Origin of the sequence: Micromonospora tarapacensis (assembly GCF_019697375.1) — a bacterium.
Lineage (GTDB): Bacteria > Actinomycetota > Actinomycetes > Mycobacteriales > Micromonosporaceae > Micromonospora > Micromonospora tarapacensis.
Window position 1 is genome coordinate 1,899,713 of the sequence record NZ_JAHCDI010000004.1, and the last position, 25,099, is coordinate 1,924,811.

The window sequence follows — 25,099 nt, forward strand, 5'->3', positions numbered from 1 at the left end:
ACGACGATGCGGATCAGAAGGACAGCCACCACGCTGGTCGTGGTGCTCACCGCACTGGTCGCCGCGACCGCGGCGGCCACGGCCGCGCCGACCAGCACCCTTTCCGGCACCTCGGCGACCGGTGCGCCGTACTGCGGGATCACCTGGGGCAGCGGGGACAGGGCGGCCGGAACGCTCAGCTCCGCCCCGCTGGTCGAGGTGCGCACCGGCCGGCACGACTGCTACGACCGGGTGGTGTTCGAGTTCGCCGGCACCGTCACCGGCTACTCGGTCGGCTACGGCGAGACGTACACCGAGGGTGAGGGACTGGCCCTGTCGCCGTACACCGCCGGTGACGCGCTGCTGCGGGTCTCGCTGCGCGCCCCGGCGTACGACGACGAGCACGTCGCCACCGTGCCGTACCGGGTCGGCGACCACGTGGCCAACGTGCTGCGTTACCGGACCCTGCGGGACGTGGTCTTCGGCGGCAGCTTCGAGGGCTACGGCACGTTCGCGGTCGGCGTCCGCGCCAGGTTGCCGTTCCGGGTCTTCGTCCTGGCCGGCCCCGGTCCGCACAGCCGGATCGTGCTCGACGTGGCGCACCAGTGGCAGGAATGACCGGGCACGGGTGCGGTGGGCCGGCCTCGGCCGGCCTCCCGCATCCGGCCGTCACGCCGAGCGACACCCCGGCCTCCTCGGACTACCCTGGGTTCATCATGGACGGCCGCGTGCTGGTGGTCGAGGACGACGCCTCCATCCGGGAGGTCACCGCCCTCGGGCTGCGCCGCGCCGGCTTCCGGGTGGACACCGCCACCGACGGCCGGCAGGCCCTCGCCGCCTGGCGGGCCGGGCCGGTCGACCTGATCGTGCTGGACGTCATGCTGCCCGGGCTCGACGGCCTACAGGTGTGCCGGGAGATCCGGCGGACCAGTGCGGTGCCGATCCTCATGCTGACCGCCCGCACCGACACCATCGACGTGGTGGTCGGCCTCGAATGCGGTGCCGACGACTACCTGCGCAAGCCCTTCGATCTGCCCGAACTCGTGGCCCGGGTGCGCTCGGTGCTGCGCCGCGCGGTCGCCTCGCCGGAGCCGGGTCCGCTGCGGGTCGGCGGACTGGAGATCGACCCGGGAGCGTTCGTGGCCCGCCGCGACGGCCACGAGCTGCCGTTGACCACCACGGAGTTCCGCCTGCTGCTGGAGCTGGCCCGCCGTCCGGGCCAGGTCTTCACCCGCGAGTTGCTGCTGGAACTGGTCTGGAGCCACAGCTATCTGGGCGACAGCCGGCTGGTCGACGTGGCGGTGCAACGGCTGCGCGCCAAGGTCGAGCCGGATCCGGGCAACCCCCGGCTGATCCGCACGGTCCGCGGCGCCGGCTACAAGCTCGTCACCGGCTGAGCGGACGCCGGCGATGGGCACCCAGTCCGTGCGGCCCGGCCGGCTGCGCCGGCGGCTGACCATCGCGTTCGTGCTGGTCGCCGGGATCTCCGCCGGGGCGCTCGCCGGCGGGTCGTACCTGCTGCTGCGGCAGGCCCGCTACGACGCGTCGCTGCACGCCGCCGCTGCCGACGCCCGCTACCGGCTGGTGCTGGCCGGGCAGTTCCTGCCGCTGACCGAGCAGCGCCGCACCGAACTGCTGACCAGCTTCGAGGCCAGCGGCCAACACGTGGTGCTGGTCGCCGAGAGAACCTGGCCGTCACACCCGGGCTACGCTCCGGCGCTGGGTGACGGGCTGAAGTCCAGCGTCGCGGCCGGGCAGCTCGGGTACGAACGCGTCGCCGGACCGGCGCCGCTGCTGGTGGTGGGCGGGCGGATTCCCGGCTCCACCGCCGAGCTGTACGTCATCACCGCCGAGGGCGACCTCGCCGCCGACCTGGAGCAGCTGCGCAACGCCCTCGCGGCCGGCTGGGTCCTGGTGCTGCTGTTGGCCGCCACGGTCGGGCACACCCTCGCCCGGCGCACCCTGGAACCGGTGGGCCGGGCCAGCCGAGCCGCCCGGGCGATCACCGAAGGACTGCTGGCCACCCGGCTGCCCGTGCGGGGCCGGGACGAGTTCAGCGCGTGGGCCGCCTCGTTCAACGAGATGGCCGAGGCGCTGGAGGCCAAGATCGCGGCCCTGCACCGTGCGCAGGATCGGGAGCGGCGGTTCACCGCCGACGTGGCGCACGAGCTGCGTACCCCGGTGACCGCCCTGGTCGCCGCGGCCTCGCTGCTCGGCGACCACCTGGACCAGTTGCCCGGCGACGCCCGGCGGGCCGGCGAGTTGCTGGTCACCGACGTGGTGCGGTTGCGCCGGCTGGTGGAGGACCTGATGGAGATCTCCCGGCTGGACGCCGGGCAGGAGGCCGTTGCCGTCGCCGAGGTGGACGCGCCGGCGCTGCTGCGCGCGATCGTCGCCGCCCGTGGCTGGCGGGACCGGGTCGCGGTCGCCGGCGCGCCGCTGCGGCTGCGCACCGACCCGCGCCGGCTGGAACGGGTGCTGGGCAACCTGATCGCCAACGCCGTGCAACACGGCGACGGCGAGATCGGCGCCCGGGTCGCCCGGGCCGGCGACCGGGTGGTCTTCGACGTCGACGACCAGGGGCCGGGCATCCCGGCCGGGCAGCTGCCGCGGCTGTTCGACCGTTTCCACAAGGTCGACCCGGCGCGCTCGGGTGGCGGCAGCGGGCTCGGCCTGGCCATCGCCCGGGAGAACGCCCGGCTGCTCGGCGGCCGGTTGACCGTGCACAGCGTCCCCGGCACCGGCACCCGGTTCCGCCTCGACCTGCCCCACGCCGGCCCGGAGAGCGCCGGCCCGGGTCTCCCCGACCGGCGGGGCGCCCGGTCCGGGCCGGCCGGCGACGGCGCGGGCGGTGCCGGATGAGCCGCCGCCAGGTCGCGGCGGCGGCGCTCGCGCTGCTGCTGGCCACCGGGTGTGCGCCGACGCGCTCCGGATCGCTCGGCCCGGCACCCACCGCCGCCGCGCCGACCACGACCGACCCGACCACCGCCGCCCCACCGGCCACCGCCGCGGCACCGCCCGCCGGCACCACCGCGCCGGCACCGCCGACCACCGGCTCCGCCGGCACCAGCCGGCCCGCGACCCTCACCCTGGAGCTGTGGTACGTCCGCGACGGGCGGCTCGTCCCGACCCGGCGCACCCGGCCGACCACCGTGGCCACCTCCCGGCTGGCCCTGGCCGAACTGGCCGGCGGTCCGACCTCGGCGGAGGCCGCCGCCGGCCTGGTCACCCTGCTGCCCGACGGTGCCGAGGTGAGCCGGATCGTCGCCGGCACCGCCGACGTCCGGCTGGCCGGCGCGGCCGATCCGGCCACCGGCCGGCTGCGCGAGGCGCAGGTCGTCTACACGCTCACCCAGTTCCCCACCGTCGCGCGGGTCGCCTTCGGCAGCGCCGCCCCGGCCGGACGCGACGACTACGCCGACCTGCTGCCCCCGATCGTGGTCACCGGCCCGGCCATCGGTGACCGGGTCACCAGCCCGGTCACCGTCACCGGCACCGCCGACGTGTTCGAGGCGACCGTCAGCGTCCGGGTGCTCGACGCCGCCGGCCGCCAGCTCGCCACCACCTTCACGACCGCCACCTGCGGCACCGGCTGTCGCGGCGGCTACCGGGTCGCCGTCGCCTACCGGCTGGCTCGGGACCAGGCCGGCACGATCGAGGTGTACGAGGTGTCCGCCGTCGACGGCTCACGCGCGAAGCTGGTCGCCGTCGCGGTGACCCTGACCGCCACGCCGTAGGCTCAAGCGGCTCCGCCGGGCACGACCGGTGCCGCTGGCCGGAGCGGGGCCATCACCCGGCTGAACGCGGCGTCGTCTCCTCGGCGCGCCCGGACGAGTTCGGAATCGTCGGCGTCGCGCACCGCCTCGGCGACGGGCCCCGAAAACAGGTCGCTCACGAGCGACGATTCTGCCCGACGTCGGGAGTCTTCTCCTCGACACGGCACGCCCGCCCACTCGGCCGGCGTCGCGGCCCGTCCGCGACGCCGGCCACGACCGGAGGTCCACCGACATGACCGAGCCCGAAGCGAAGCCAGGCCGCCGCGACCGCGCGGACGTCTGGGCACTTGTGCACGCCGAGCGGGCGGCGCTGGCCGCCGACCTCACCGGCCTGGCCGCCGACCGGTGGACGACACCGTCGTTGTGCACGGGCCTGACGGTGCGTGAGGTCCTCGCGCACCTCGCTGCGGCGGCGAGCCTCAACCCCGTGCGCTGGATGCTGGGGGTGCTCCGGTGCCGGTTCGACTTCGACCGGCAGGTGACCATGCGGCTGGCCGAGCAGTTGGGCCGGAGCCCCGACGACACCCTCGACAGGTTCCGTCGGGTCATCCACAGCACCACCAAGCCACCCCTGCCGGTGCTGGCGATGCTCGGGGAGCAGATCGTGCACGGCGAGGACATCCGGCGCCCGCTGGGCATCCGTCACCCGTATCCGATCGATACTCTCACCCGGGTCGCCGAGTACTTCGCCGGCTCCGACCTCACCGTCCTCGCCAAGGGACGGATCGGCGGGTTGCGGCTGGTGGCGGACGACGGTCCGTTCGCCACCGGCTCCGGAGCGCTGGTGTCCGGCCCCACGCTCGCCCTGACCATGGCGATGACCGGCCGTGGCGCCTACGGCGGGGACCTGACCGGTGACGGGGTCACGATCCTGCTCGACCGCTGCCCCGGCGCACGGCCGGACGATCGACCCAACAGTTAACGAGTCGTCCTCGCATTTGGCGTTGACCCCCGCGGCCGGGGCGTGAGATACAAATGGTCACGCGCGTCAATGGCCTACCTGGACGGGCGCGTCGATCCCAGAAGGGCGAGGAATGGCACACCGGTCAACGCCGTCACCGCTTCCGCCGAAACCCAGAACGGTTCGGCCGCCCGGCACGCGGCCCCGGCGCCACCGGCGAGCACCGGTGCGGCGCGCCGCCGGGCCGGCCGCACCCGGGTTCTGATCCCGGCGACACCGGCCGGTGCTCCGGGCTCCACCCGATCGAAGACGTACGAGATGTTGATCCACAGTTGGGAGCTGAGATGCGCCTCGCCCTGGTCGCGGTCCCCGTTTCGCCGCGGGAGCACACCGCGCCCTGATCGGTTGCCGCCGGTGATCGTGCCGGCAGTGCGGTGCTCCTCGCCGCGGAACGGTCCCATGCCGACCGTTTCCTGCCCTGGATCGAGGAGCTCTTGTGCGTGCCCCTGTATCCGCGCGTCTGGGCGCGGACTTCACCAAGCTGTGGACCGCCTCGGCGGTTTCCAACATCGGCGACGGCGTCACCATGGCCGCCGGCCCGTTGTTGGTCGCCTCCATCAGTGACAATCCCGCGCTCATCGCCGGAGCCGTCTTTGCCCAGCAGTTGCCCTGGCTGCTGTTCGCCCTGATCAGTGGTGCCTACGCCGACCGGCTCGACCGGCGCCGACTGGTCGTGGCCGTCAACCTGGTACGCGCCGTCGCCCTAGCCGGTCTGGCGGCCACCGTCGCGACCGAGACAGTCACCGTGGCCATCATCTACGCGGTGCTCTTCCTCCTCGGCTCCGGCGAAACCCTCACGGACACCGCCATGAGCGCGTTGCTCCCGTCGGTGGTCGCGCCCGACAAGCTGCCCAGCGCCAACGCCCGGCTCTACGCCAGCTTCACCATCGGCAACCAGTTCGTCGCCAAGCCGTTGGGCGCGTGGTTGTTCGTCATCTCCGCCGCCCTACCGTTCGGGCTCGACGCGTTCACGTTCGCCGTGGCCGCGGCGCTGATAGCCAATATCCGGCCGGTGCCGGTGCCGGTGCAGCCCCGGCAGCGGGTCTCGTTGGGTGGCGAGATCGCCGCCGGTGTGCGGTGGTTGTGGCGGCATCGGCTGCTGCGGACCCTCGCCGTCACCATGGGATTGGGCAACATCGCGTTCGGTGCCGCGTTCGCGGTGTTCGTTCTCTACTGCCGGCAGCGACTGGACCTGTCCGACGTCGGCTACGGCTTCCTGCTGACCGCCTTCGCGGTCGGCGGCCTGTTCGGTACGACAGTCGCCGCCAGGCTCACCCGAGCCTTCGGCAGCACCACGCTGCTCCGTGCCGGCCTGATCATCGAGGTCGTCACGCACGTGACCCTGGCGACCACCACGACGCCCTGGGTGGCAGCGGTCATCCTGATCGTGTTCAGCATCCACGCCATGGTCTGGGGCATCACCGTCACCTCCGTCCGGCAGCGCACGGTGCCCGCACCGCTACGCGGGCGGGTCGGCAGCGTGTATGCGCTGCTGGATCTGGGCGGAGCCGCGCTGGGCTCGCTACTCGGCGGGCTGTTCGCCAGCGTCTGGGAGATCACCACGCCGTTCTGGATCGCCGCCACGATGATGACCACGATCACCGCCCTCGCCTGGCACCGGTTGCGCGAGGCAACCGCCTGACAACCACACCCCGGCCCCGAACGCGGACATCGCCGCTCGGGGCCGGGGACCTCAGCCGTGGCGCGGGGTGCCCCGACCAGGAATCGAACCTGGGTCTCCGGCTTCGTAGGCCGGCGCTCTCTCCGCTGAGCCATCAGGGCGTACGACCGGCGCCCGCCCCCCGACGGGCGCCGGTCTGGTGCTCATCCCTTCACGCAGATCACCTGCTTGAGGTGCGCGACCACCTCGACCAGGTCCTGCTGCTGTGCCATCACCTCGTTGATGTCCTTGTACGCGCCGGGGATCTCGTCGACCACGCCGGCGTCCTCGCGGCACTGAACGCCCGACGTCTGCGCCCCGCCAGGTCCGCGGTGCTGTACGTCCGCTTCGCCTGGGCCCGGGACATCCGCCGGCCCGCCCCGTGCGAGGCGGAGCAGTACGACCACTCGTGGCCCGTGCCCCGCACGATGTACGAGCCGGTGCCCATCGACCCGGGGATGATGCCCAGGTCGCCGCGGCCTGCCCGGATGGCGCCCTTGCGCGTCACCAACACGTCGACCCCCTCGTAGTGCTCCTCGGACACGTAGTTGTGGTGGCAGCTGATCGGCTCGTCGTAGCCGACCTGCGGGAACCGGTCCCGCGCCACGTTCATCAGCACGGCGAGCAACACGGCGCGGTTGCGCCGCGCGTACTCCTGCGCCCACCACAGGTCCCGGCGGTAGGCGTCCATCTCCGGTGTGCCGGTGAGGAACAGGCAGACCTCGATGAAGTGGTTTCCACCGCCGAGGGTGCCCAGCTGCCGTCGGGCCCGGGTCTCCAGCTGCGCCACCCGCCGGTCGAGGTCGGTGAAGCGCCGCCAGAAGTCGTCCCAGCCGCGCTGCTCCAGGCCCCGGATCCGGCGCGGATCCACCGGTTCGTCGCGCTGGGCGAAGCCGACCGGAATGGCGTCCTCGACTTCCCGGCGCAGTCCGGCGAGGTCGTCGGGCAGGTCGGCGGCGGTCAGCGAGGTGCGCACCGCCGACATGCCGCAGCCGATGTCGACGCCGACGGCGGCCGGCGAGACGGCCTGCCGCATGGCGATCACCGAGCCGACCGTGGCGCCCTTGCCGAAGTGCACGTCCGGCATGACCGCGACGCCCTGCACCCACGGCAGCGCGCCGATGTTGCGCAGCTGCTTCGCGGCCTGCGGCTCGATGGCGTACGGGTCGGTCCACACCCGCACCGGTGCCCGCGTCCCCGCGAGCAGGCTGAAGCCCATGGTGTCTCTCCTGAAGTCTGCGGTGAACCCCGCCGATGCCGCACTCGTTGCCGTCGGACGGGCAGCGACGCATGGTCGAAGGCCGCAGGACGGCGGCGGGGCGGGTTTACGTTTGGGGGGGACCGCCCGGACCCGGTGCGGGTGGGCGGCCTGGCCGATCGTCGGCGGTGCTGGCTAGCTGCGCCGAATCGATCGCCGGGACGACGTGGCCGGGCCCGACATCGTGGCCGGGCCGTCGGCGGGCACGCCGGCGCGACACGGCAGGGACCGGCGGGCCTGGCTGCGGTTCTGTTCTGGCACGGCGTACTCCTTCCGACTTCCGTCGTGATCGACCTGCTGACCAGCAGACTATGGACGGCCGGTCCCGGCCGCAATGGATATTGAGCCGGCGGTCAGTCCCGCGTCGCGTCCGCCCGCTCCCCGGCGGCCCGGTCCAGGTGCGCGGCGAGTTCGTCGGTGACCAGCAGGTCGGTGCGGATGTCGTCGTGCGGGTACGCGGCCCGGCCGACCATGTGCGCGGCAACCGGGGCGGTGGCGAGTTGGAAGATGCCGACCAGCACCAGCGTGGTGATGTCGACCCCGGTGCGCAGCCGCAGCGCGCAGCCGACGAGCACCAGCAGCAGCCCCAGCACCTGCGGCTTGGCCGCGGCGTGCATCCGGGTGAGCAGGTCGGGGAAGCGCAGCAGACCCACCCCGGCGGCGAGGCTGAGCAGCGCCCCGGTGATCAGGAAGGCCCCGGCGGCGATGTCGAGCACGGCGTCGAGGTTCACCTGGCGTTTCTCCGCGTGGCGAAGCGGGCGACGCTGACCGAGCCGACGAACCCGAGGACGGCGAGGACCACCAGCACCGGCAGCGCGGTGGCGTCCCGGCTGTAGGCGGCCTCGGTGGCGATCGCGGCGACGATGATGGCCAGCAGCACGTCGGTGGCGACCGCCCGGTCCAGGACCGACGGGCCACGGATGATCCGGGTGAGGGTGAGCCCGCCGGCCAGGGCGAGCAGCACGGTGACGGTCACGGCGACGGCGGTCATGTCGGTGCCCCTTCCAGATCGACCGGTGGTGCCGGTTCGGCGTCCTGGCGGACGCGGCGTAGTTCGTCGGGTGCGCCGATGGCGGCGACGATGCGGGCCTCGATGTCCAGCACGTGCCGCCGGAACCGGTCGACCTCGCCCAGGTCGTTCACGTTGAGGACGTGGATGTAGAGCGTGCCGGTCCGGCGGTCGGCCTCCAGGATCAGGCTGCCGGGCACCAGGGACAACGCCTCCGCGGTCAGGGTGAGGTTGAGATCGGTGTTGACGCGCAGCCGCACGGCGATGATCGCGCTGCGCGGGGGCGGACCCACGCGCAGGGCCAACCAGGCCACCTGGGCGGAGGCCACCACGAGATCCCACAGGAAGCGCAGCCAGAAGCGCAGCATCGGCAGCGGGCGGATGCGGCCCGAGAAGGTCACCGGCGGCAGCGGGAAGACGACCAGCAGGACGGCGGCCACCACCAGGCCACCGATGACATTGGCCCAGGTGAAGGTGCCCCAGAGCAACACCCAGACGGTCACCAGGCCGAGCACCGCGACGAGCTGGTTGCGGCGGCGGGCCGGCCGGGTCGGTGACCGGCTCGGCGGCCCGGTCGGCTCTGCCTGGTTCATCGGGTCGGGCGTCACGGAGCGCCTCCCGGGAAGACGGCGTCGACATAGGGTGTCCGGCGCAGCAGGTCGTCGGCCGCGTCGGTGCTGAGGTCGAACAGCGGGCCGGCGACCACGGTCAACGCCAGGCCGAAAACCACCAGCGCGACCGTCGGCGCGATCATCAACCCGGGCAGTACCGCCCCCGGCGGCCCGACGCCGCCCTGCTGGGGCTGAGTGGCACCCTCGGTGCGGGCCGCCTGCTCGGCATCGTCGTCGGCCGGCATCGCCGGATGCGGCGCCCGCCAGAAGGCGAGGCTCCACACCCGGGCGACGGCGTAGAGGGTCAGCAGGCTGGTGAGCAACCCGCCGACGACCAGGGTCCAGGCCAGCGGGCCGCCCTCGTCGATGCCCGCCTGGACCAGGCCGAGCTTGCCGAGGAACCCGGAGAACGGTGGGATGCCGGCAAGGTTGAGCGCGGGTACGAAGAACAGCACGGCCAGCAGTGGTGACAACCGTGCCAGACCGCCGAGGCGGTCCAGGGCGGTGCCGCCGCCGCGACGTTCGACCAGCCCGGCGGCGAGGAAGAGGGTCGTCTGGATGGTGATGTGGTGCACGACGTAGAAGATCGCCGCGGACAGGCCGAGTGACGAGGTGAGCCCCACCCCGAAGAGCATGTAGCCGATGTGGCTGATCAGCGTGAACGACAGCAGCCGCTTGATGTCAGACTGGGCGACCGCGCCGAGGATGCCGACGACCATGGTCAGCACCGCCGTCACCAGCAGCAGGGTGGCCGTGCGGCCACCGGGGAACAGCAACGTCTCGGTACGGATGATCGCGTACACGCCGACCTTGGTGAGCAGGCCGGCGAAGACCGCGGTGACCGGGGCGGGCGCCGTCGGGTAGCTGTCGGGCAGCCAGGCCGACAGCGGGAAGACCGCCGCCTTGATGCCGAAGGCGAGCAGCAGCATCCCCTGCAACAGCAGCCGCAGGTCGTCGGGCAGCGCGTCCAGCCGGTCGACGAGTTGGGCGAGGTTGAGCGTGCCGGTCGAGGCGTACACCAGCCCGATCGCGATCAGGAAGATCACCGAGGAGAGCAGGCTGACCACGACATAGGTGGTGCCGGCGCGGATCCGGGTCTCGGTGCTACCCAGGGTCAGCAGCACGTAGCTGGCCACCAGCAGGATCTCGAACCCGACGTAGAGGTTGAACAGGTCGCCGGAGAGGAAGGCGTTGCACACACCGGCGGTCAGCACCAGGTAGGTGGGGTGGTAGACCGACAGCGGCGTCTCCTCGTGGCCGTCGGCCATGCCCTGCCCGATGGAGTAGACCAGCACGCAGAGCGTCACCGCGGCGGAGACCACCAGCATCAGCGCGGCGAGCTGGTCGGCGACGAGCACGATGCCCAGCGGGGCGACCCAGCCGCCGACCTCGACCACGAGCGGCCCGTCCAGGCTGGACCGGACCAGCAGCGTCGCGGCCACCGCCACGGTGGCGGTGAGCACGGTGAGGCTGACCCACCGCTGGGCGCGCGGGCGGCCGAGCAGCAGCAGCGTCAGGGCCGCACCGAGCAGCGGCATCACCACCGGCAGCGGAACGAGCCAGGTCATCCGGCCTTCCCCGTCCGCCGCGGCGGCCACCGCGTCCGGCGCGGCCTCCCCGGTGCTGGCGTCCGCGTCGGCGTCGCCCGGCCCCTCGTCGCGCTCCGCCAGCTCCATGATCCGACGGTCCTCGACGTCGTCCTGCACCTCGTCGTGCCCGCTCAGGTGCCAGCTCCGGTACGCCAGCGCGAGCAGGAAGGCCGTCATGCCGAGGGTGATGACGATGGCGGTGAGGATCATCGCCTGCGGCAGCGGGTCGCTCATCTCCTCCTGGGCGCCGGCGCCGACGATCGGCGGCCCACCGGAGCGCCCACCGGTCAGCAGCAGCACGTTGGCGCCGTTGCCGAGCAGGATGACCCCCATCAGCACTCGGGTGAGGCTGCGTTCCAGCAGCAACGTCACGCCGGCGGCGACGAGCACGCCGACCACGATGAGGTAGGTGAGGTTGGGGGTCACACCAGTTCCCTTTCCCGTATGTCGGCGTCGGCGTCGTGTTCGGTCTCCTGCTGGCGGTCCATCTCGGCGCCGAGGCTGCGCAGGATGTCCAGCACCAGACCGACGACGACCAGGTACACACCGACGTCGAAGAAGACCGAGGTGACGAAGTGGATGTGCCCCAGCACCGGCAGGTGGAAGTCGAGCAGCGCGCTCTGCAGGAACTCGCCGCCGAGCGGCATCGCGACCACGCCGGTGCCGACCGCGACGAACAGGCCGGCACCGAGCACCACACCGGCGTCGACGGGTGCGGCGCCGTTGAGCTCCGTGCGCCCGCCCGCCAGGTACCGCACGGCCAGCGCGAGACCGGCGACCAGGCCGGCGGCGAACCCGCCACCGGGGGCGTTGTGACCGCTGAACAGCAGGTAGACGGAGAACAGCACGATGGCGTGGAACAGCAGCCGGGTGACCACCTGGAGGACGACCGACTGGGCGCGGGTGGTGGCGCCGGTGGTCAGCCAGCGTGGTCTGCCGGACTCCGCCCGGCCGCCGCCGGGGATCTCACCTCGCCGGTGCAGATCGGTCGCGCGCCGGAAGATCAGGCTGGCCACGCCGGTGGCGGCCACCACCAGCACGGCGACCTCACCCATCGTGTCCCAGGCCCGGATGTCGACCAGGGCCACGTTGACCACGTTCTTGCCACCGCCGTACGAGACGGCCTCGTCGGGGAAGGCCACGGAGACCGGGACGGCCTGCCGGGCGCTCGTCGCGACGTACGCCATGCCGGCGGTGACCGCACCGACGGCGACGCCGATGGTGACCCGACCGCGCCGGCTGGCCCGGATCGGCCGCTCGGAGAACTTCACCGGCAGGCGGCGCAGCACCAGCACGAACATCACGATGGTGACGGTCTCCACCAGGAACTGGGTCAGGGCCAGGTCGGGTGCGCCGTGCAGGACGAACAGCAGCGCGGTGCCGTAACCGGCGACGCCGACCAGGATCATCGCGGTGAGCCGGCGCAGGGCACGGGCTGCCATCACGGCCGCCACCACCACCGCGGCGCCGGCCACCGCCTGCAACGGGGTGTCCCAGACGCGGAACTCCCCCGGCCAGGGCATGCCGATCAGCAGCGCCCCGCCCGGCAGGAGGACCAGCATCACCAGGATGACGCCCAGATAGAACGGCAGCGAGCCGCGCTGGGTGGCGCCGGTCAGCTCCACCGCCAGCCGGTCGACGGCGCCGACGACCCGGGTGTAGGCGGCGGCCCCGTCGAAGGGCAGCCGCAGCGTGGCGGGTATCCGGTCGCGGCGCAGCAGGTGGAACAGCAGCGCACCACCGGCCACCGCCAGCACCGACAGGCCCAGCGCCGGGGTCGGGCCGTGCCACAGCGCCAGGTGGTATCCCGGCTCGGCGCTGGGATACCGCTCGGCGTACGGGGCGAGCAGGCGGTCCACCGCCGGGGCGAACAGTCCGGCGGCGACGCCCGCGAGCGCGAGCACGGCCGCCGGAGCGAGGAACGGCCAGGTCACCGGCCCGGCCTCGGTGGGCCGGGTGCCGGCCTTGCCGGCGAAGGCGCCCCAGAGGAAACGCAGCGTGTACGCGACGGTGAGCGCCGAGCCGAGCAGCACGCCGGCCAGCACCGCCAGTTCGGTGGCGCCGCCGTGCAGCAGCGCCTCGACGGCGGCCTCCTTCGCGACGAACCCGGCCATCGGTGGCAGGCCGGCCATCGAGGCCGCCGCGAGCCCGGCCACCACCGCCAGGGCCGGCGCCCGGCGGCCGAGGCCAGCCAGCTCGCGCAGATCCCGGGTGCCGGTGGCATGGTCGATGACCCCGACGGTGAGGAAGAGGGTGGCCTTGAACAGGGCGTGTGCCAGCAGCATGGCCACGCCGGCCAGCGCGGTGTCCCGGGTGCCGCCGCCGAGGATCACCATCAGCAGGCCGAGTTGGCTGACCGTGCCGTAGGCCAGCAGCAACTTGAGGTCGACCTGACGCAGCGCGGCCCAGCCGCCGAGGAACATGGTGACCAGGCCGGCGGCCAGCAGCACCGGCCGCCACGGTGCGCTGCCGGCGAGCGCCGGCCCCATCAGGGCGACCAGGAACACGCCGCCCTTCACCATCGCGGCGGCGTGCAGGTAGGCGCTGACCGGCGTCGGCGCCGCCATCGCCCCCGGCAACCAGAAGCTGAACGGGAAGATCGCCGACTTGCTCAGCGCGCCCAGCAGGATCAGCACCACGGCGACGGCGAGGTAGCCGCCACCGGGCAGGTTCCCGGCGATCTCGGACCATCGGTAGCTGCCGGCGTGCTGGCCGAGCATCACGAAGCCGGCGAGCATCGCCAGCCCGCCCAGCGTCGTCACCAGCAGCGCCTGCATGGCCGCCCGCCGGCTGGCCCGCTTCGCCGGGTCGCTGCCGATCAGCAGGTAGGAGAAGACGGTGGTCAGCTCCCAGAACACGTACAGCAGCAGCAGGTCGTCGGAGACCACCAGGCCGAGCATCGCGCCGGCGAAGGCGACGAAGACGGCGGCGAAGCGGCCCAGCCCGGCATCGTCGTTGCGGAAGTAGCGGGCGCTGTAGGCCAGCACCAGCGCACCGACGCCGCCGACCAGGGCGACCATCAGCCAGGACAGCGTGCCCATCCGCAGGGCGAGTTCCAGGCCGAGTTGCGGCACCCACGGCACCGTCTCGACGACCGGGTCGCCGGAGCGGACCCCGGCGGTCTGCGTGAGCGCCCAGACCAGCGTCGCGCCGGGTGCCAGCGCCACCAGGTAGAGGGCGTTGCGTCCACAGAGCCGCACCAGTGCCGGGGCGATCACGGCTGTCAGCGCATGGACCGCCACCAGTGCCAGCACGCACCCCTCCCCAGAGATCATCAGCCGGTGTAACGACCCTATCCGGCAGCGGCCGTCATCCGCATCCGTGGTGATCCTGGCCGAACGCGGACGCCGTGCCGGCGCGGCTCAGCCGGCGTCAGTTGCCGCCGACGCGGCGCAGTCGCCCGTCGTCGCGGTCGATGCGCAGTTCCCGTTCGAGTTCGACGACGAGCGTTCGCAGGTCGTCCAGGCGTTGGCTGATCGCGATCCGGTCCACCTCGTCCGGTGTCCCGTCGCCGTCGGAGTCGTACCCGGAGGCCAGGCCCTCGGTCATCTCCAGCCGGCGCACCTCCTCCATCGAGTTGACGAAGACCGCGATCAGAATGTTGAGCAAAAGATTGACGGTTATCACCACAAAGCTGCCGTAGTACAGCACCGTCCACGGGGACAACTCCATCCCCTGCGCGACGAGTTCCGGCAGCGTCTCCAGGGACAACAGCACGAACAGCGTCAGCAGGGAGCGTCCGATGTCCCCGTACTCCTCGGGATACGCCTCGCCGAAGATCAGCCAACCGGCCATGCCGTAGACGTAGAGCGTCACCACGGCCAGGGCGAAGAAGCCGCCGATGCCGGGCAGGCTGCGCCACAACGCGGAGACGATCGTCCGCAGCCCGGGCGAGAACCGCACCAGCCGTACCATCCGCAGCACCCGGACGACGCGCAGCAGCGCCGAGTCGCCGTGCAGGCCGGGGACGAAGATCGCGACGATCACCAGGAAGTCGAAGACGTTCCACCTCTGCCGGAAGAAGTCCTGCGGGCGGCGGCCGTAGGCCAGCAGCCGGACGGCGATCTCGACGACGAAGACCGCCCGGAACCCCCACTCCAGCGGGCGCAGCGCGGCACCGACCGGGCCCAGGTCGGGATAGGTCTCCAGGCCGAGGACCACGCCGTTGGCGAGGATGACCACGACGATCGCGATCTCGAACGTGCGGGAAGCGGCGAGCCGGGCGCAGTGCTGGACCAGCCGCTGACCACGTAGGGAGTGGGCCGGTCCGCCCCGCTGGGCCGGCACTGGCGGACCACTCACCGCGCGGCCGGCCCCGCTGCGCGCAGCGGGGCCGGCGGGGTAACCCACCGTGCGTCGTCGGTGCGCTGACGTACGGCCATCATGGGCGACAGACTACGGGTCGGTGCCGGCGGGCCTCAGCCGCCCAGCCGGCGCACCATGTTCATGATCGTCTCTACCTGGGCGCCGCCCTTGATCGGGTAGTTGGTGGCACCGAGGTAGCCCCACCAGTCCCAGCAGCCGTTCGGATTGCTCGCCGCCGTGACGGCCTGGGGGTACAGCACGATCGTGGCGTTCGTGTCGGCGTACTGGTTGAGGTTGGCCCGGTCCACGAAGGCGGTGCCGACCCGGCTGTGACCCTGTAGGCAGCCGTGCAGCGCCACCAGCAGTCGACAGGCAGCCCCGGACGCGCAGGAGGCCGGGACGTAGGCGAACCCGTTGGCGTCCATGCTCAGCGCGTTGGCCCAGCCGCCCACGGCGAAGCTGTGCTGGCTGAACCGCACCAGCGTGCCGCCGAGCGGCCCGGTGTTCGGCGGCTGCACCGAGCCGAACATCTTGCGCAGGAACGTGTGCTGCGGGTCGGTGCCGCAGTTGTTGAGGTACGGCGCGGCCGTGGCCGAGCAGCCCGACGTCCCGTAGGGCGTGACCCAGCCGTGCCCGGCGGGGGATCCGCTGTCGTACTGGACGCTGGCGCCGAAGTGTCGCTGGTAGCGGACCAGGTCGTCGCTGACCGACCGCTTCACGGTGGTGTCCGCGCCACCGTGGAAGACGTAGACCGGCTCGCCGGACAACCCGCTGACCGGGTCGACCCACCCGTACCCGGCCCAGGTGCGGGTGTAGGTCTGTAGGGCGCTCAGGTACGTGGGATAGATGTTGTCGCCGCAGCCGTACAGCGCCTGGACGACGTTGTTCTGGGCGCAGTAGTAGGGACCGGCGGCGAACAGCGCCGCGCCCCTGATCCGCTGCGAGTAGGCCACCTGGAGTTGGGTGGCCAGGTAGGCGCCGGAGGAGACGCCGGCGACGTACACGCCCGAGACGCGGTACGTCGACAGGGTCCCCGACACGGGAGTCTTGGTATGCGGGTCGGTGGCGGCGTACGCGGGTGCCGCCGGAGTCAGCAGCAGGACGGCGACGGCGGCGGCGAGCAGCCGCAGGAGAGGTTTGATCATGACGCTCCCTGGGTCCGGTGAGCGCCGGCGGTGGTGTCGGCGTGCCGCGACGTTAACGTGAGCCGTGTCACCGACGACATGAGCGCATCCCACACGTCACCGGTGCGCACAGTGGTGCCGGTCACTGTCGACCACGTCGACGCCGACGCCATACGTCGACGCCGACGCCATACGTCGATGCCGACGCCGATGCCGTACGCGGCGGCCAGGCGTCGAGCACCTCGCCCGGGTAACCGCGCACAGCCCGTCCCGTCCAGACGAGATCTTGGACAGTACCTGTTAGCAGGTAACAGGAAATGTCCAAGATCTCATGTTCCTGTTCCAGCCAGCGGGACGGGAGATTCCGGAGGTTCATGCGCTTCTGGCGTCCACCGCCACCTCCGGCAGGTCGGCCACCTCGGCGGACCACAACCCCTGCTCCCGGCTCACCGGAACCCCTCTGATTGCGACTGCCGCACGGGAAAGAAGATCGCCACCGGGCCGGTCGATCCATCGACGACCGCGGGCTTGGTGCCACCACTGCTGGACCGGCCCGGTTTCGGTTCGGCCGACCATCCCCCGGGCGGATCTCGCCGCCGGCTGGATGGCGTCAACCTGTTCGTCAGGGCGTTGAAACCACTTCCATCGGGGCACTGCCGCACCTCCCGTGCAGACGACTATCAGGGCCGCTACCAGCCACGATGGGTGGTGGGCAGCGCAGAATGCAACGTCTCACGCCGAATTTTGGGCCGAGAGATTGACGATGTGTCGGCTGGCCCGAAATGCTGTTCCAAGTGAGACACCGGGGTACGCCGAACCGAGACGAGGTGCGATGACCGACATCGGATCTTCAGTGCCCCGGCGACAACTCGGCCGCCTGCTCAGACAGGAAGAGGCCGGCATCAATCTCGAAGCTGCTGCGGAAGCCCTGGAGTGGTCCCGGGCGAAGATGTACCGCCTGGAGAGTGGACAGACCTCGCTGCGCACTCACGATGTCACCCTGATGTGCCAGCACTACGGCACCTCGGCCGAGCTGACCGAGGTGATGGTGTCGCTCGCCAGGGAGAGCAAGGCACGCGGCTGGTGGCACAGCTACGGCGAGGCGATCCCGGCATGGTTCGAGTTGTACGTAGGGCTGGAGGCAGCGGCGAGGCGCGTGCGTCACTACGAGCCGAACGTCGTTCCCGGCCTACTCCAGACACCGGACTACGCGGCCACCATCTTCGGCGGCAAGCCTCGTACGCCTCACGAGGTGGCGCAGAAGGTTGCCCTCAGGTTGGAGCGACAGAAGCTGTTGACCCGGCGCAGACCAGCAGCACCGATCCTTGAGGTGATCATCGACGAAGCGGTCGTTCGCAGGCCCATCCACGATCGTACGAGGCAGCGTGGTCGGCGCTCTGGGGCCTTGCCCTGGATGAGCGTGCGTCGGAGGATCTAGTCAGTGACGTGATCAAGGAGAGCTACGATGAGCGAGATGCCCGATAGGCGGTGGCGCAAGAGCAGCCGCAGCAACGAAGGTGCCTGCGTCGAGGTGGCGGACAACATACCGAGTGTGGTTGGCGTGCGGGACAGCAAGGACATCGACGGCCCGGCGTTGTCGTTCGGTCCGTCCACATGGCGCTCCTTCGTCGAGTCGGTCAAGCTTGACGGGCTGCGCTGACCCCGCCCCACACCTGGAGGGGCCGGCGGCTCGCGCCGTCGGCCGTCAGCGGGCCAGCCCCGGCGGGCAGCCGGGACGTCCTCGGGATCGAGGTCGTCCCGGCAGACGCCATCAGGTGCGGTCAGCCGGTCGAGGAGCGGGCGACCGGCAGGTCGAAGTAGGTGTCGGGCCAGGGCTCATCGCGGTAGCGGAAGTGCCACCATTCCCGGTCGTAGCCGACGAACCCGCCGTCGGTCATCAGTCGCCGCAGCAGCCGCCGGTTCGCCCGCGCGGTGGCGTCGACCAGCGCCGAGTCGGTGCGCGCCAGCGGGTCGAAGCAGTCGAAGCCGGTGCCCATGTCGACGCTGTTGTCGGCGAAGCGCTGGCCACGTTCGGCGGTGCAGGCCACCAGCGGCCGACCGGGAGAGTGCCGTGGCTGCTCCGGCGCCGGCAGGTCGACCAGGGTGAGGTCGACGGTGCTGCCCCGGCTGTGTGCGCTCGGTGAACCGAGGTACCCGAGATCGAACAGCTCCGACTTCGCCACCCGGGGGTAGAACTCGGCCTTCATCGCGTCCTGCCCTGGCTGGCGAGCCCAGCGGAGGAAGTCGTCGGTGGCTCGCTGCGGGCGGTAGCAGTCGTACACCTTGAGGCTGCGACCGGCGGCCAGCGCGGCGTCCTGCACGCCGCGCAGCGCCGCAGCGGCCCGACTGGTGAGCAGGCACAGTGGCTCCGGGTAGCCGTCCACCGGTCGGCCGACGAAGTTGTGCGCGGTGGCGTACCGGATGTCGGTGAGGATGCGCCGATCCAGATCGGACAGCGTCACGAAGCCGGGTCGCGGCGGTGCCGGCGACGGCTGGGGCGGCTGCGGTGGTGCCCGCCCACATCCGGCCACCACCAGCGTGACCAGGAGGCCCACGCCCAGCGTCTGCACCCGGCCCCGCCCGGCCGGTGACGGCCGGGGGTCGCCGGAGAGCCCGTGCGGCGGATCCGTCGCCACCGTCATGGTCGGTGTGCGGTCACCCGGTGCGGGACGGGTTTCCCGTCCTGGCGGTGCGCAGCGACCGGCGGCGGCCGAGCAGACCGACGGTGAGCAGGGTCAGGCCGGCGGCGAGGCCGAGCAGGGAGGCCGACCGGAGCGGGCCGGTGAAGGCCCGCCGGTCGGACGCCTCCGCGCCAGACGCACCGCCGGGCAGCGCCAGCGGCGCGGCGGAGGTGGGCGGCACCGAGGCGGTGGCGGCGCCGGGACGCACCAGCACCCCGACCGAGGCGTCCCGGGGCAGCGTGAACCCCCAGTCGAGCAGGGCGGCCCCCTGCTGCCACCCCCGCTGGTCGATCACGTCCGCGCCGAGCAGCGTGACGACGAGCCGACGCCCGCCGCGCTGGGCGGCGCCGACGTAGGTGTGCCGGGCCAGGTCGGTGTAGCCGGTCTTGCCGCCCAGCGCGCCGGGATAGTGGTACAGCAGCTGGTTGTCGTTGTCGATGGTGAAGCCCTTGGTGCGCTGCCTCGGCTGGGCCGGGATGGTCGCCTTCCGGGTGGCGACGTAGCGGCGGAAGCGGGCGTCGGCGAAGCAGGCCCGGGTGATCAGGGCCAGGTCGTAGGCGCTGGTGAACTGCCCCGGACCGTCCAGGCCGGAGGCGGTCGCCGCGTGGGTCTGGTACGCGCCGAGCAGCCGGGCCTGCTCGTTCATCGCCCGCAGCCCGCCGGCCAGGCCGTCCGCGCCGCCACCGAGGCGGGCCAGCGCGTTCGCCACCTCGTTGCCCGAGCGCAGCAACAGCCCCAACCAGAGGGTCTCCACCCGGTACCGGCCGCCCTCGACCAGCCCCACGGCCGAACTGCCCGGCTCGATGTCCAGGTCACCGGCGGTGACGGTGACGATGTCGGCCGGGTCCAGCCGCGGCAGCATGGTCGCGGCGAGCAGCAGCTTCTGCACGCTGGCCGGGGTGGCGTACTCGTGCGGGCCGCAGCCACCCAGCACCTCCCCGCTGTCCAGATCCGCCACCAGCCACGAGGTCGCGGCCACCTTCGGCGGCGCCGCCACGCCCGGCGGCACGACCAGCCCGGACGTCGCCAGCCGGGCCCCGCCCACGGCCCGCTGCACCGGATCCGGGGAGGGCGTCACCGGCGGCGTGGGACCGGGGGCGGGCGGTGCCGGGCGCGGACACGGCAGCGGTGCCGCCGCGGTGGCACCGGTGGCGGGCACCGGTGGCGACGCCAGCAGTGCGGCGGCGACGGCGACGGCCAGGCCAGTAACTCTCACAATCAGCGACACTATCGGGTGAATTCCGACCCGGTCCGGCAAATCGACCAGCGCGGAGGTCGCCCTGCCTACCTGGCCCCTGGTCCGGAAACGGCCCTTCCTGGATCTCGAAGCCCTTGCCGCGCAGCGTCCGCTGCGCCGGGATCCGGGCCCGCTCGGTGAGCGCGTACCGGCGGAAGGTCGGATCGGCGAAACAGGCCCGGGCGATCAGCGCCAGGTCGTACGCGCTGGTGAACTGCCCCGGGCCATCCAGCCCCGACGGGGTGACCGCATGGGTCTGGTACGCGCCGAGCCGGCGGGCCTGCTCGTTCATCACCCGCACCCCGCCGGCCGCCCCGTCCGGCCCGCCGCCGAGACGCGCCAGGGCGGTGGCCGCCTCGTTGCCGGACCGCATCAGCAGCCCCAGCCAGAGGGTCTCCACCCGGTACCGGCCGCCGGGCAGCAACCCGACCGCCGAACTGCCGGCCGCGATGTCCAGATCCTCCCGGTCGACCGTGACGACCTGGTCGGGATCGAGCCGTGGCCGCATGGTCGCCGCGAGCAGCAGCTTCTGCACGCTGGCCGGGGTGGCGTACTCGTGCGGGCCGCAGCCACCCAGCACCTCCCCGCTGTCCAGATCCGCCACCAGCCACGAGGTCGCGGCCACCTTCGGCGGCAGCGGCACCCCTGGCGGCACGACCAGCCCGGTGGTGGCGAGGGCGTCGCCACCAACGACCCGGTGCTCCGGTACGGACGGCGGCGGAGTCGGCCGTGAGCCGAACCCGATGTCCGACACCGGCGGGCGGCGACGCCCGGCCGGCACGGACGGGCGTCTGCGCGGTTGACCACAAATGGTTGACCGGGAGGGCACCCGCCGACTAGAACCGCAGCAACGCTCGCCCGGATCCGCCGGCGGCGGTCGCGAGGTGGTGGCCGTGGCTCTGATCTCCTACGACGAAACCGAGGCCGCCGCGTTCGCCGCCAGCCGCGAGCTGGCGCACGGCGGCCTGCTCCGCTGGCGGTACGCCGTCCAGCAGCACCTGCGCCCCCGGGCCGGGGCGACCCTGCTGGACCTGGGCGCCGGCACCGGCGCGTGGGCCGGCGCGTTCGCGCAGTGGTACGGCATTCGCGTCCTCGCCGTGGAACCGGCCCCGGCGATGCGCGAGCGCTGTGCGCATCGGCCGCTGCTCGCCGGGGACGCCGCCACACTGCCGCTGGCGTCGTCCAGTGTGGATGGTGCCTGGCTGTCGACGATGGTCCATCACGTGGCGGACCTCGACGCCATGGCACACGAGCTGCGCCGGGTGCTCCGGCCCGGTGCCCCGGTGCTCGTCCGATCCCCCTTCCCCGGGCGACACCGACGCATCGCCCTGTTCCACTGGTTTCCCGAAGCGGTCCGGGTGCTCCGGACGTACCCCGGCCTGGCCCGGGTCCGTGCCGCCTTCGCCGGGGCCGGCTTTCCGGTGAGCACCGTCGAGCCGGTCGCGCAGACCACCGCCGCGTCGATGGCCGAGTACGCCGACCGGATGGACCGGCGGGCGCACACCCCGCTGCAACTGATCACCGACGCCGAGTACGCGGCCGGCATGGCCCGGCTGCGGGCGGCCGTCGCCACCGAAGACGGGCCGGTCGTCGACTATCTCGACCTGCTGGTGCTGCGCTGAGCGAATCGGTCGCCCGGATGGTGCAGGTTGTCGTGCGCCGGCGCCTCCCGGTCAGGCGTACACCGACGTCTCCCGGTCATGACCGCCCCAGCTGCTCGGGCAGGCGGCGCAGCCACCGGCGCTGCCAGGGAGTCTCCACCGCCCCGGGCCGGTACGCGGCACGCACCCAGTCCACCGCCCGCTCGGCAGGCAGCCCGTCGAGGATCGCGAGCGCCGCCAGGGCGGTGCCGGTCCGGCCCGTCCCGCCCCGGCAGGTCACCTCCACGCGCTGGCCCGCGTAGCCACGCCGCAGCGCTTCACGCAGCGCGTCCACGGCGTCGGCCCGGTCCACCGGTACCCAGAAGTCCGGCCACCGGACCCGCCGGTAGGTCCAGGTCGGCGCCGGCCCGGGCGCCAGCAGAAGGCTGAAGTCCGCCGGTGAGGCCGGGCCCGCGATCCGCCGCCCACGCACCCGTACGCCACCGGGCAACTCCACCAAACCGGTCCCATCCGACCAACCGACCCTGACTCCCACCCGTCCGGTCTCCCCTCGCCCAACCACTCCCCTACCTCGCCCACAACCAGGCCGCGATCTTGGACAGTTCCCGTTAGCTGCTAACAGGAACTGTCCAAGATCGCCGCGCACGATCCCGCCATCTCCGAGCAGCGGACCGAGCGTGGTCCAGAAGCGCGACGAAACCGGCCAGCGGCAGGATCACCTCGCTCGGGATCGGCGGGAACAGGTTCTCCAGCGCCACGGCCAGCCCGGTGCCCGGGCCACCGAGCCGCTCCACCAGGTCGGTGTCCAGGCCGACCAGGCCGTCGTCCGGCGGTGCGGACTGACCGAGGAGAGGCGGTACGTCCCGGGCGTGCGTCATGCCCGAAACGCTACGAGTCGCACCGGGGAGACGCTCCACCGGCCGTCGACTTTCCGGCCGTACGAGCCGTAGGCTGCGCGGGTGGCAGGAGAGTTCGCGCGTGGCCCGCTGACGCTCGCCGTCGCCCAACCGCTCTGCCTGGCGTACGACGTGGCGGCGAACGTGGCGGCGCACGCCTCGCTGGTCCGCGCCGCGGCGGCCCGGGTGGTGGTCTTCCCGGAACTCTCCCTGACCGGTTACGAACTCGACGCCGCACCGGTCGACCCGTCGGACCCACGGCTGGCGCCACTGGTCGACGCGTGTGCCGAGGTCGGCGCGCTCGCGCTGGCCGGCGCGCCGGTGGCCGGCGAGCACATCGCCACACTCGCCGTCGACGGCGCCGGGGCTCGGGTGGCGTACCGCAAGATGTGGCTCGGCGCGGTCGAGGCCCGCCGGTTCACGCCGGGGCCGGCACCGGCGGTGCTGGAGGTCGACGGCTGGCGGCTGGGATTGGCGATCTGCAAGGACACCGGCGTCGCGGAACACGCGGCGCGCACCTGCGCCCTGGGCGTCGACGGGTACCTGGCGTCGATCGTCGATTCGGCGGCCGAGGCGGCGGTGCCGGACGAACGGGCGTTTCGGATCTCCACCACGCACCGGGTGGTCGTCGCGGTCGCCAGCTTCGCCGGGTCGACCGGCGGCGGCTATTCGGAGGCGGCCGGGCGCTCGGCGGTCTGGGCGCCGGACGGTTCCGTCCTCGCCCGCGCCGGGACGGTGCCGGGCGAGTTCGTGCGGGTGGCGCTGTGACCTGATCCGGTCAGCCGTCCCGGCCGGCCGGCGTCACCTCGAGCCGATCGAGCAGGTCGTCCAGACGGCCGGCGAAGTCGGCGGGAAGCCGACCGCGTTCCACCTCGTCGTCCAGGCGGTCGCGTAGGTCGTCGAGCCGCTTCTCGTGGTCCTTCGGCCGGCTCCCGGCCAGGTCGGTCAGCTCCTTGCGCAGCCGGTCGGCGGTCTTACCGTCGATCTCGCCGGTGAGCTGCGCCGCGGCGAGCATCGCGATGAGTTCGGTCGCCGTCTGCCGCAGGCTCACCGGTTGCGGCCGGACAGCCGATGGCGTGGCGTCGGGCGTGGGCGTGGGCTTGGTGGCCGCCGGCGGGGTCGCCGAGGCGGTGGTGGGCGCGGCTGCCGGTTGCCCGCCGCCCTGGTCGCCGAGGGCGAGCGCCGCGCCCAGGCCCACGAGCAGCGCCAGGCCGGCCGCGATCAGCGCACCCGCCGGAGGGCCGGCCCGCCGCGGCCGGCCCGACCGCCGGCGGGGCGTCGAGCCGGAGCGGGCGGGGCCGCGGAACGGTGCCGGCCGCCGTCCGGGGATCGGACCGGCACCGGCGGGACCGCGAGGCGGGGCCGCCGGCACGGGCCGCGGCCCGCCGGTGAACGCCGCCGCCGGCCACCCGGCGACGCCCTCCACCAGGGTCGGCGGGTGATCGGGAAGCGCCCGGGTCGCGGCGTCCGCGTCGTGACCGGTGCCGGAAGCGGCCGTGCCGGTGGTCGGTAGGTCGCTGCCGGACGCCACCGGCCCGGCGACGGCACGGAACCGGGCGGCCAGTTGCCCGGCGGTGGGGCGCCGCGCCGGGTCGGGGTCGAGGCAGGCCAGCACCAGCCCGGCGAGGTCGGCCGGCAGGCCCGGCACCCGAGGGCGCGGTACGGCCGGGCGGCTCGCGTGCACCACGACCGCGTCCTCCCAGCTGCGCACGGGCAGCGGAACGGCACCGGTGAGGGTGCGGTACAGCAGCGCGCCGAGGGCGTACACGTCGCCGGCCGGATTCGGCGCGTCGGCACTGAGCCGTTCCGGCGCGAGGTAGGCGGGTGTACCCATCATGGGTCCGCCGGCCGGTGGACCGGACCCGGCGGGCGGCGACCCGACGGGCGCGGCGATGCCGAAGTCGAGCACCTTGGCACCGCTGTCGGTGAGCATGACGTTGCCGGGTTTGATGTCGCGGTGCACCACGTCGAGGCGGTGCGCGGCGGCCAGCGCGGCGGCCACCTCGGCGGCCATCCGGAAGGCCGGCCGCCAGGCCAGCGGCCCGTCGGCCAGCCGGTCGGCCAGGTTCTGCCCGTCGACCAGCTCCATCACCAGGTACGGCACGACCGTGCCGCCGGCCAGGGCCGCCTCGCCGTAGTCGTAGACCTGGGTGACGTGCGGGTGGGCCAGGCGCGCCGCGGCGCGGGCCTCCCGCCGGATGGTGGCCCGCAGCTGCGGATCGACGGCGGAGGTGCCGGCGAGGATCTTCACCGCGACCGACCGGCCGAGGACCTCGTCGTCGGCGCGCCACACCTCGGACATTCCGCCGAGGCCGATGCGCTCGTGCAGCACGTAGCGGTCGTGTAACCGCAGGCTGGGGGTGAACGGCGACATGATTCCCCAGTCTGCCTGGTTTCCCGCCCGTCGCACCA

23 protein-coding genes, 1 tRNA gene and 4 pseudogenes are annotated in these 25,099 nt (G+C 73.0%); 10 read left to right on the forward strand and 18 right to left on the reverse strand.

The genetic code is table 11. The annotated features are described in order from the left end of the window. Positions 1–6: 6 nt before the first annotated feature. From KIF24_RS14560 to KIF24_RS33970, 4 genes are all read left to right on the forward strand, one after another. Complete coding sequence (locus tag KIF24_RS14560) at positions 7–597, forward strand: AMIN-like domain-containing (lipo)protein (RefSeq protein ID WP_221084488.1); 591 nt, start codon at positions 7–9, stop codon at positions 595–597. 98 nt (positions 598–695) lie between these two features. Next, complete coding sequence (locus KIF24_RS14565; protein WP_221084489.1) at positions 696–1,376, forward strand: response regulator transcription factor; 681 nt, start codon at positions 696–698, stop codon at positions 1,374–1,376. Positions 1,377–1,389: 13 nt separating this feature from the next. Then, positions 1,390–2,841, forward strand: a complete 1,452-nt coding sequence (locus KIF24_RS14570; RefSeq protein ID WP_221084490.1) for a sensor histidine kinase — start codon at positions 1,390–1,392, stop codon at positions 2,839–2,841. Beyond that, positions 2,838–3,716 (forward strand): Gmad2 immunoglobulin-like domain-containing protein, encoded by an 879-nt coding sequence (locus KIF24_RS33970; protein WP_221084491.1) that lies wholly within the window; start codon positions 2,838–2,840, stop codon positions 3,714–3,716. Before KIF24_RS14570 ends, KIF24_RS33970 begins: the two co-directional genes overlap by 4 nt. Positions 3,717–3,718: 2 nt before the next feature. Here the strand turns inward: KIF24_RS33970 and KIF24_RS14580 are convergent, their stop codons facing one another. Further along, entirely contained in the window at positions 3,719–3,874 is a 156-nt protein-coding gene (locus KIF24_RS14580; RefSeq protein ID WP_221084492.1) for a hypothetical protein, read from the reverse strand. Between the two features lie 113 nt (positions 3,875–3,987). Between KIF24_RS14580 and KIF24_RS14585 the strand changes: the two genes are divergently transcribed. Further along, a complete protein-coding gene (locus KIF24_RS14585) occupies positions 3,988–4,677 on the forward strand; it encodes a maleylpyruvate isomerase family mycothiol-dependent enzyme (RefSeq protein WP_221084493.1) in 690 nt (229 codons plus the stop codon). A 74-nt stretch (positions 4,678–4,751) separates the two neighbouring features. On the opposite strand, the gene KIF24_RS14590 is transcribed toward KIF24_RS14585, so the two are convergent. Then, on the reverse strand, positions 4,752–5,117 hold the full coding sequence (locus KIF24_RS14590) for a hypothetical protein (RefSeq protein ID WP_221084494.1): 366 nt from the start codon (positions 5,115–5,117) through the stop codon (positions 4,752–4,754). Between the two features lie 35 nt (positions 5,118–5,152). On the opposite strand from KIF24_RS14590, the gene KIF24_RS14595 reads away from it, so the two are divergent. After that, a complete protein-coding gene (locus tag KIF24_RS14595) occupies positions 5,153–6,358 on the forward strand; it encodes an MFS transporter (RefSeq protein WP_221084495.1) in 1,206 nt (401 codons plus the stop codon). A 68-nt stretch (positions 6,359–6,426) separates the two neighbouring features. Here the strand turns inward: KIF24_RS14595 and KIF24_RS14600 are convergent. The 10 genes and pseudogenes from KIF24_RS14600 to KIF24_RS14645 all read right to left on the reverse strand — a co-directional run bounded on the left by KIF24_RS14600 (position 6,427) and on the right by KIF24_RS14645 (position 16,293). Next, positions 6,427–6,498, reverse strand: a tRNA-Arg gene (locus KIF24_RS14600). A 42-nt stretch (positions 6,499–6,540) separates the two neighbouring features. Continuing rightward, a pseudogene (locus tag KIF24_RS14605) lies at positions 6,541–7,595 on the reverse strand (RtcB family protein). Positions 7,596–7,987: 392 nt separating this feature from the next. Beyond that, positions 7,988–8,365, reverse strand: coding sequence for a monovalent cation/H(+) antiporter subunit G (gene mnhG / locus KIF24_RS14610; RefSeq protein WP_221084496.1), 378 nt, complete (start codon positions 8,363–8,365; stop codon positions 7,988–7,990). Next, on the reverse strand, positions 8,362–8,625 hold the full coding sequence (locus KIF24_RS14615; protein ID WP_221084497.1) for a monovalent cation/H+ antiporter complex subunit F: 264 nt from the start codon (positions 8,623–8,625) through the stop codon (positions 8,362–8,364). Before KIF24_RS14615 ends, mnhG begins: the two co-directional genes overlap by 4 nt. After that, the gene (locus KIF24_RS14620; protein WP_221087357.1) at positions 8,622–9,236 is read right to left on the reverse strand and encodes a Na+/H+ antiporter subunit E; all 615 of its coding nucleotides are present in this window, start codon (positions 9,234–9,236) and stop codon (positions 8,622–8,624) included. Before KIF24_RS14620 ends, KIF24_RS14615 begins: the two co-directional genes overlap by 4 nt. 11 nt (positions 9,237–9,247) lie before the next feature. Further along, on the reverse strand, positions 9,248–10,822 hold the full coding sequence (locus KIF24_RS14625) for a Na+/H+ antiporter subunit D (RefSeq protein ID WP_221087358.1): 1,575 nt from the start codon (positions 10,820–10,822) through the stop codon (positions 9,248–9,250). Between the two features lie 6 nt (positions 10,823–10,828). Then, positions 10,829–11,269, reverse strand: a pseudogene (locus KIF24_RS14630) (Na(+)/H(+) antiporter subunit C); the annotation flags it as partial. Further along, positions 11,266–14,097, reverse strand: a complete 2,832-nt coding sequence (locus KIF24_RS14635) for a Na+/H+ antiporter subunit A (RefSeq protein ID WP_221084498.1) — start codon at positions 14,095–14,097, stop codon at positions 11,266–11,268. The pseudogene KIF24_RS14630 and the gene KIF24_RS14635, both read right to left, overlap by 4 nt. A 118-nt stretch (positions 14,098–14,215) precedes the next feature. Further along, positions 14,216–15,130 carry an ion transporter gene (locus KIF24_RS14640; protein WP_221084499.1) on the reverse strand — a complete coding sequence of 305 codons (915 nt, stop codon included), beginning with the start codon at positions 15,128–15,130 and terminating at the stop codon, positions 14,216–14,218. A gap of 131 nt (positions 15,131–15,261) precedes the next feature. Then, positions 15,262–16,293: an extracellular catalytic domain type 2 short-chain-length polyhydroxyalkanoate depolymerase gene (locus KIF24_RS14645; protein ID WP_221084500.1), complete on the reverse strand. Its 1,032-nt coding sequence runs from the start codon at positions 16,291–16,293 to the stop codon at positions 15,262–15,264. 811 nt (positions 16,294–17,104) lie between these two features. On the opposite strand from KIF24_RS14645, the gene KIF24_RS14650 reads away from it, so the two are divergent. Then, positions 17,105–17,710, forward strand: coding sequence for a Scr1 family TA system antitoxin-like transcriptional regulator (locus KIF24_RS14650; protein WP_407939920.1), 606 nt, complete (start codon positions 17,105–17,107; stop codon positions 17,708–17,710). Positions 17,711–17,746: 36 nt separating this feature from the next. Further along, positions 17,747–17,932, forward strand: coding sequence for a DUF397 domain-containing protein (locus tag KIF24_RS14655; protein WP_407939921.1), 186 nt, complete (start codon positions 17,747–17,749; stop codon positions 17,930–17,932). Between the two features lie 121 nt (positions 17,933–18,053). Here KIF24_RS14655 and KIF24_RS14660 read toward each other — a convergent pair whose 3' ends face one another. The 3 genes and pseudogenes from KIF24_RS14660 to KIF24_RS14670 all read right to left on the reverse strand — a co-directional run. Beyond that, positions 18,054–18,914 (reverse strand): M15 family metallopeptidase, encoded by an 861-nt coding sequence (locus tag KIF24_RS14660; protein WP_221084502.1) that lies wholly within the window; start codon positions 18,912–18,914, stop codon positions 18,054–18,056. A 13-nt stretch (positions 18,915–18,927) separates the two neighbouring features. Beyond that, positions 18,928–20,169, reverse strand: a complete 1,242-nt coding sequence (locus tag KIF24_RS14665; protein WP_221087359.1) for a D-alanyl-D-alanine carboxypeptidase family protein — start codon at positions 20,167–20,169, stop codon at positions 18,928–18,930. 208 nt (positions 20,170–20,377) lie between these two features. Further along, positions 20,378–21,019: pseudogene (locus KIF24_RS14670) on the reverse strand (D-alanyl-D-alanine carboxypeptidase family protein); the annotation flags it as partial. A 64-nt stretch (positions 21,020–21,083) separates the two neighbouring features. On the opposite strand from KIF24_RS14670, the gene KIF24_RS14675 reads away from it, so the two are divergent. Then, the gene (locus tag KIF24_RS14675; protein ID WP_221084503.1) at positions 21,084–21,812 is read left to right on the forward strand and encodes a class I SAM-dependent methyltransferase; all 729 of its coding nucleotides are present in this window, start codon (positions 21,084–21,086) and stop codon (positions 21,810–21,812) included. Between the two features lie 76 nt (positions 21,813–21,888). On the opposite strand, the gene KIF24_RS14680 is transcribed toward KIF24_RS14675, so the two are convergent. Beyond that, positions 21,889–22,290, reverse strand: coding sequence for a protein-tyrosine phosphatase family protein (locus tag KIF24_RS14680; RefSeq protein ID WP_221087360.1), 402 nt, complete (start codon positions 22,288–22,290; stop codon positions 21,889–21,891). A gap of 159 nt (positions 22,291–22,449) precedes the next feature. After that, positions 22,450–22,669: pseudogene (locus KIF24_RS14685) on the reverse strand (DedA family protein); the annotation flags it as partial. 81 nt (positions 22,670–22,750) lie between these two features. Here KIF24_RS14685 and KIF24_RS14690 point away from each other — a divergent pair. After that, on the forward strand, positions 22,751–23,455 hold the full coding sequence (locus KIF24_RS14690; RefSeq protein WP_331461133.1) for a carbon-nitrogen hydrolase family protein: 705 nt from the start codon (positions 22,751–22,753) through the stop codon (positions 23,453–23,455). 10 nt (positions 23,456–23,465) lie between these two features. Here the strand turns inward: KIF24_RS14690 and KIF24_RS14695 are convergent, their stop codons facing one another. Continuing rightward, complete coding sequence (locus KIF24_RS14695; protein ID WP_221084504.1) at positions 23,466–25,061, reverse strand: serine/threonine-protein kinase; 1,596 nt, start codon at positions 25,059–25,061, stop codon at positions 23,466–23,468. Between the last annotated feature and the right edge of the window lie 38 nt (positions 25,062–25,099).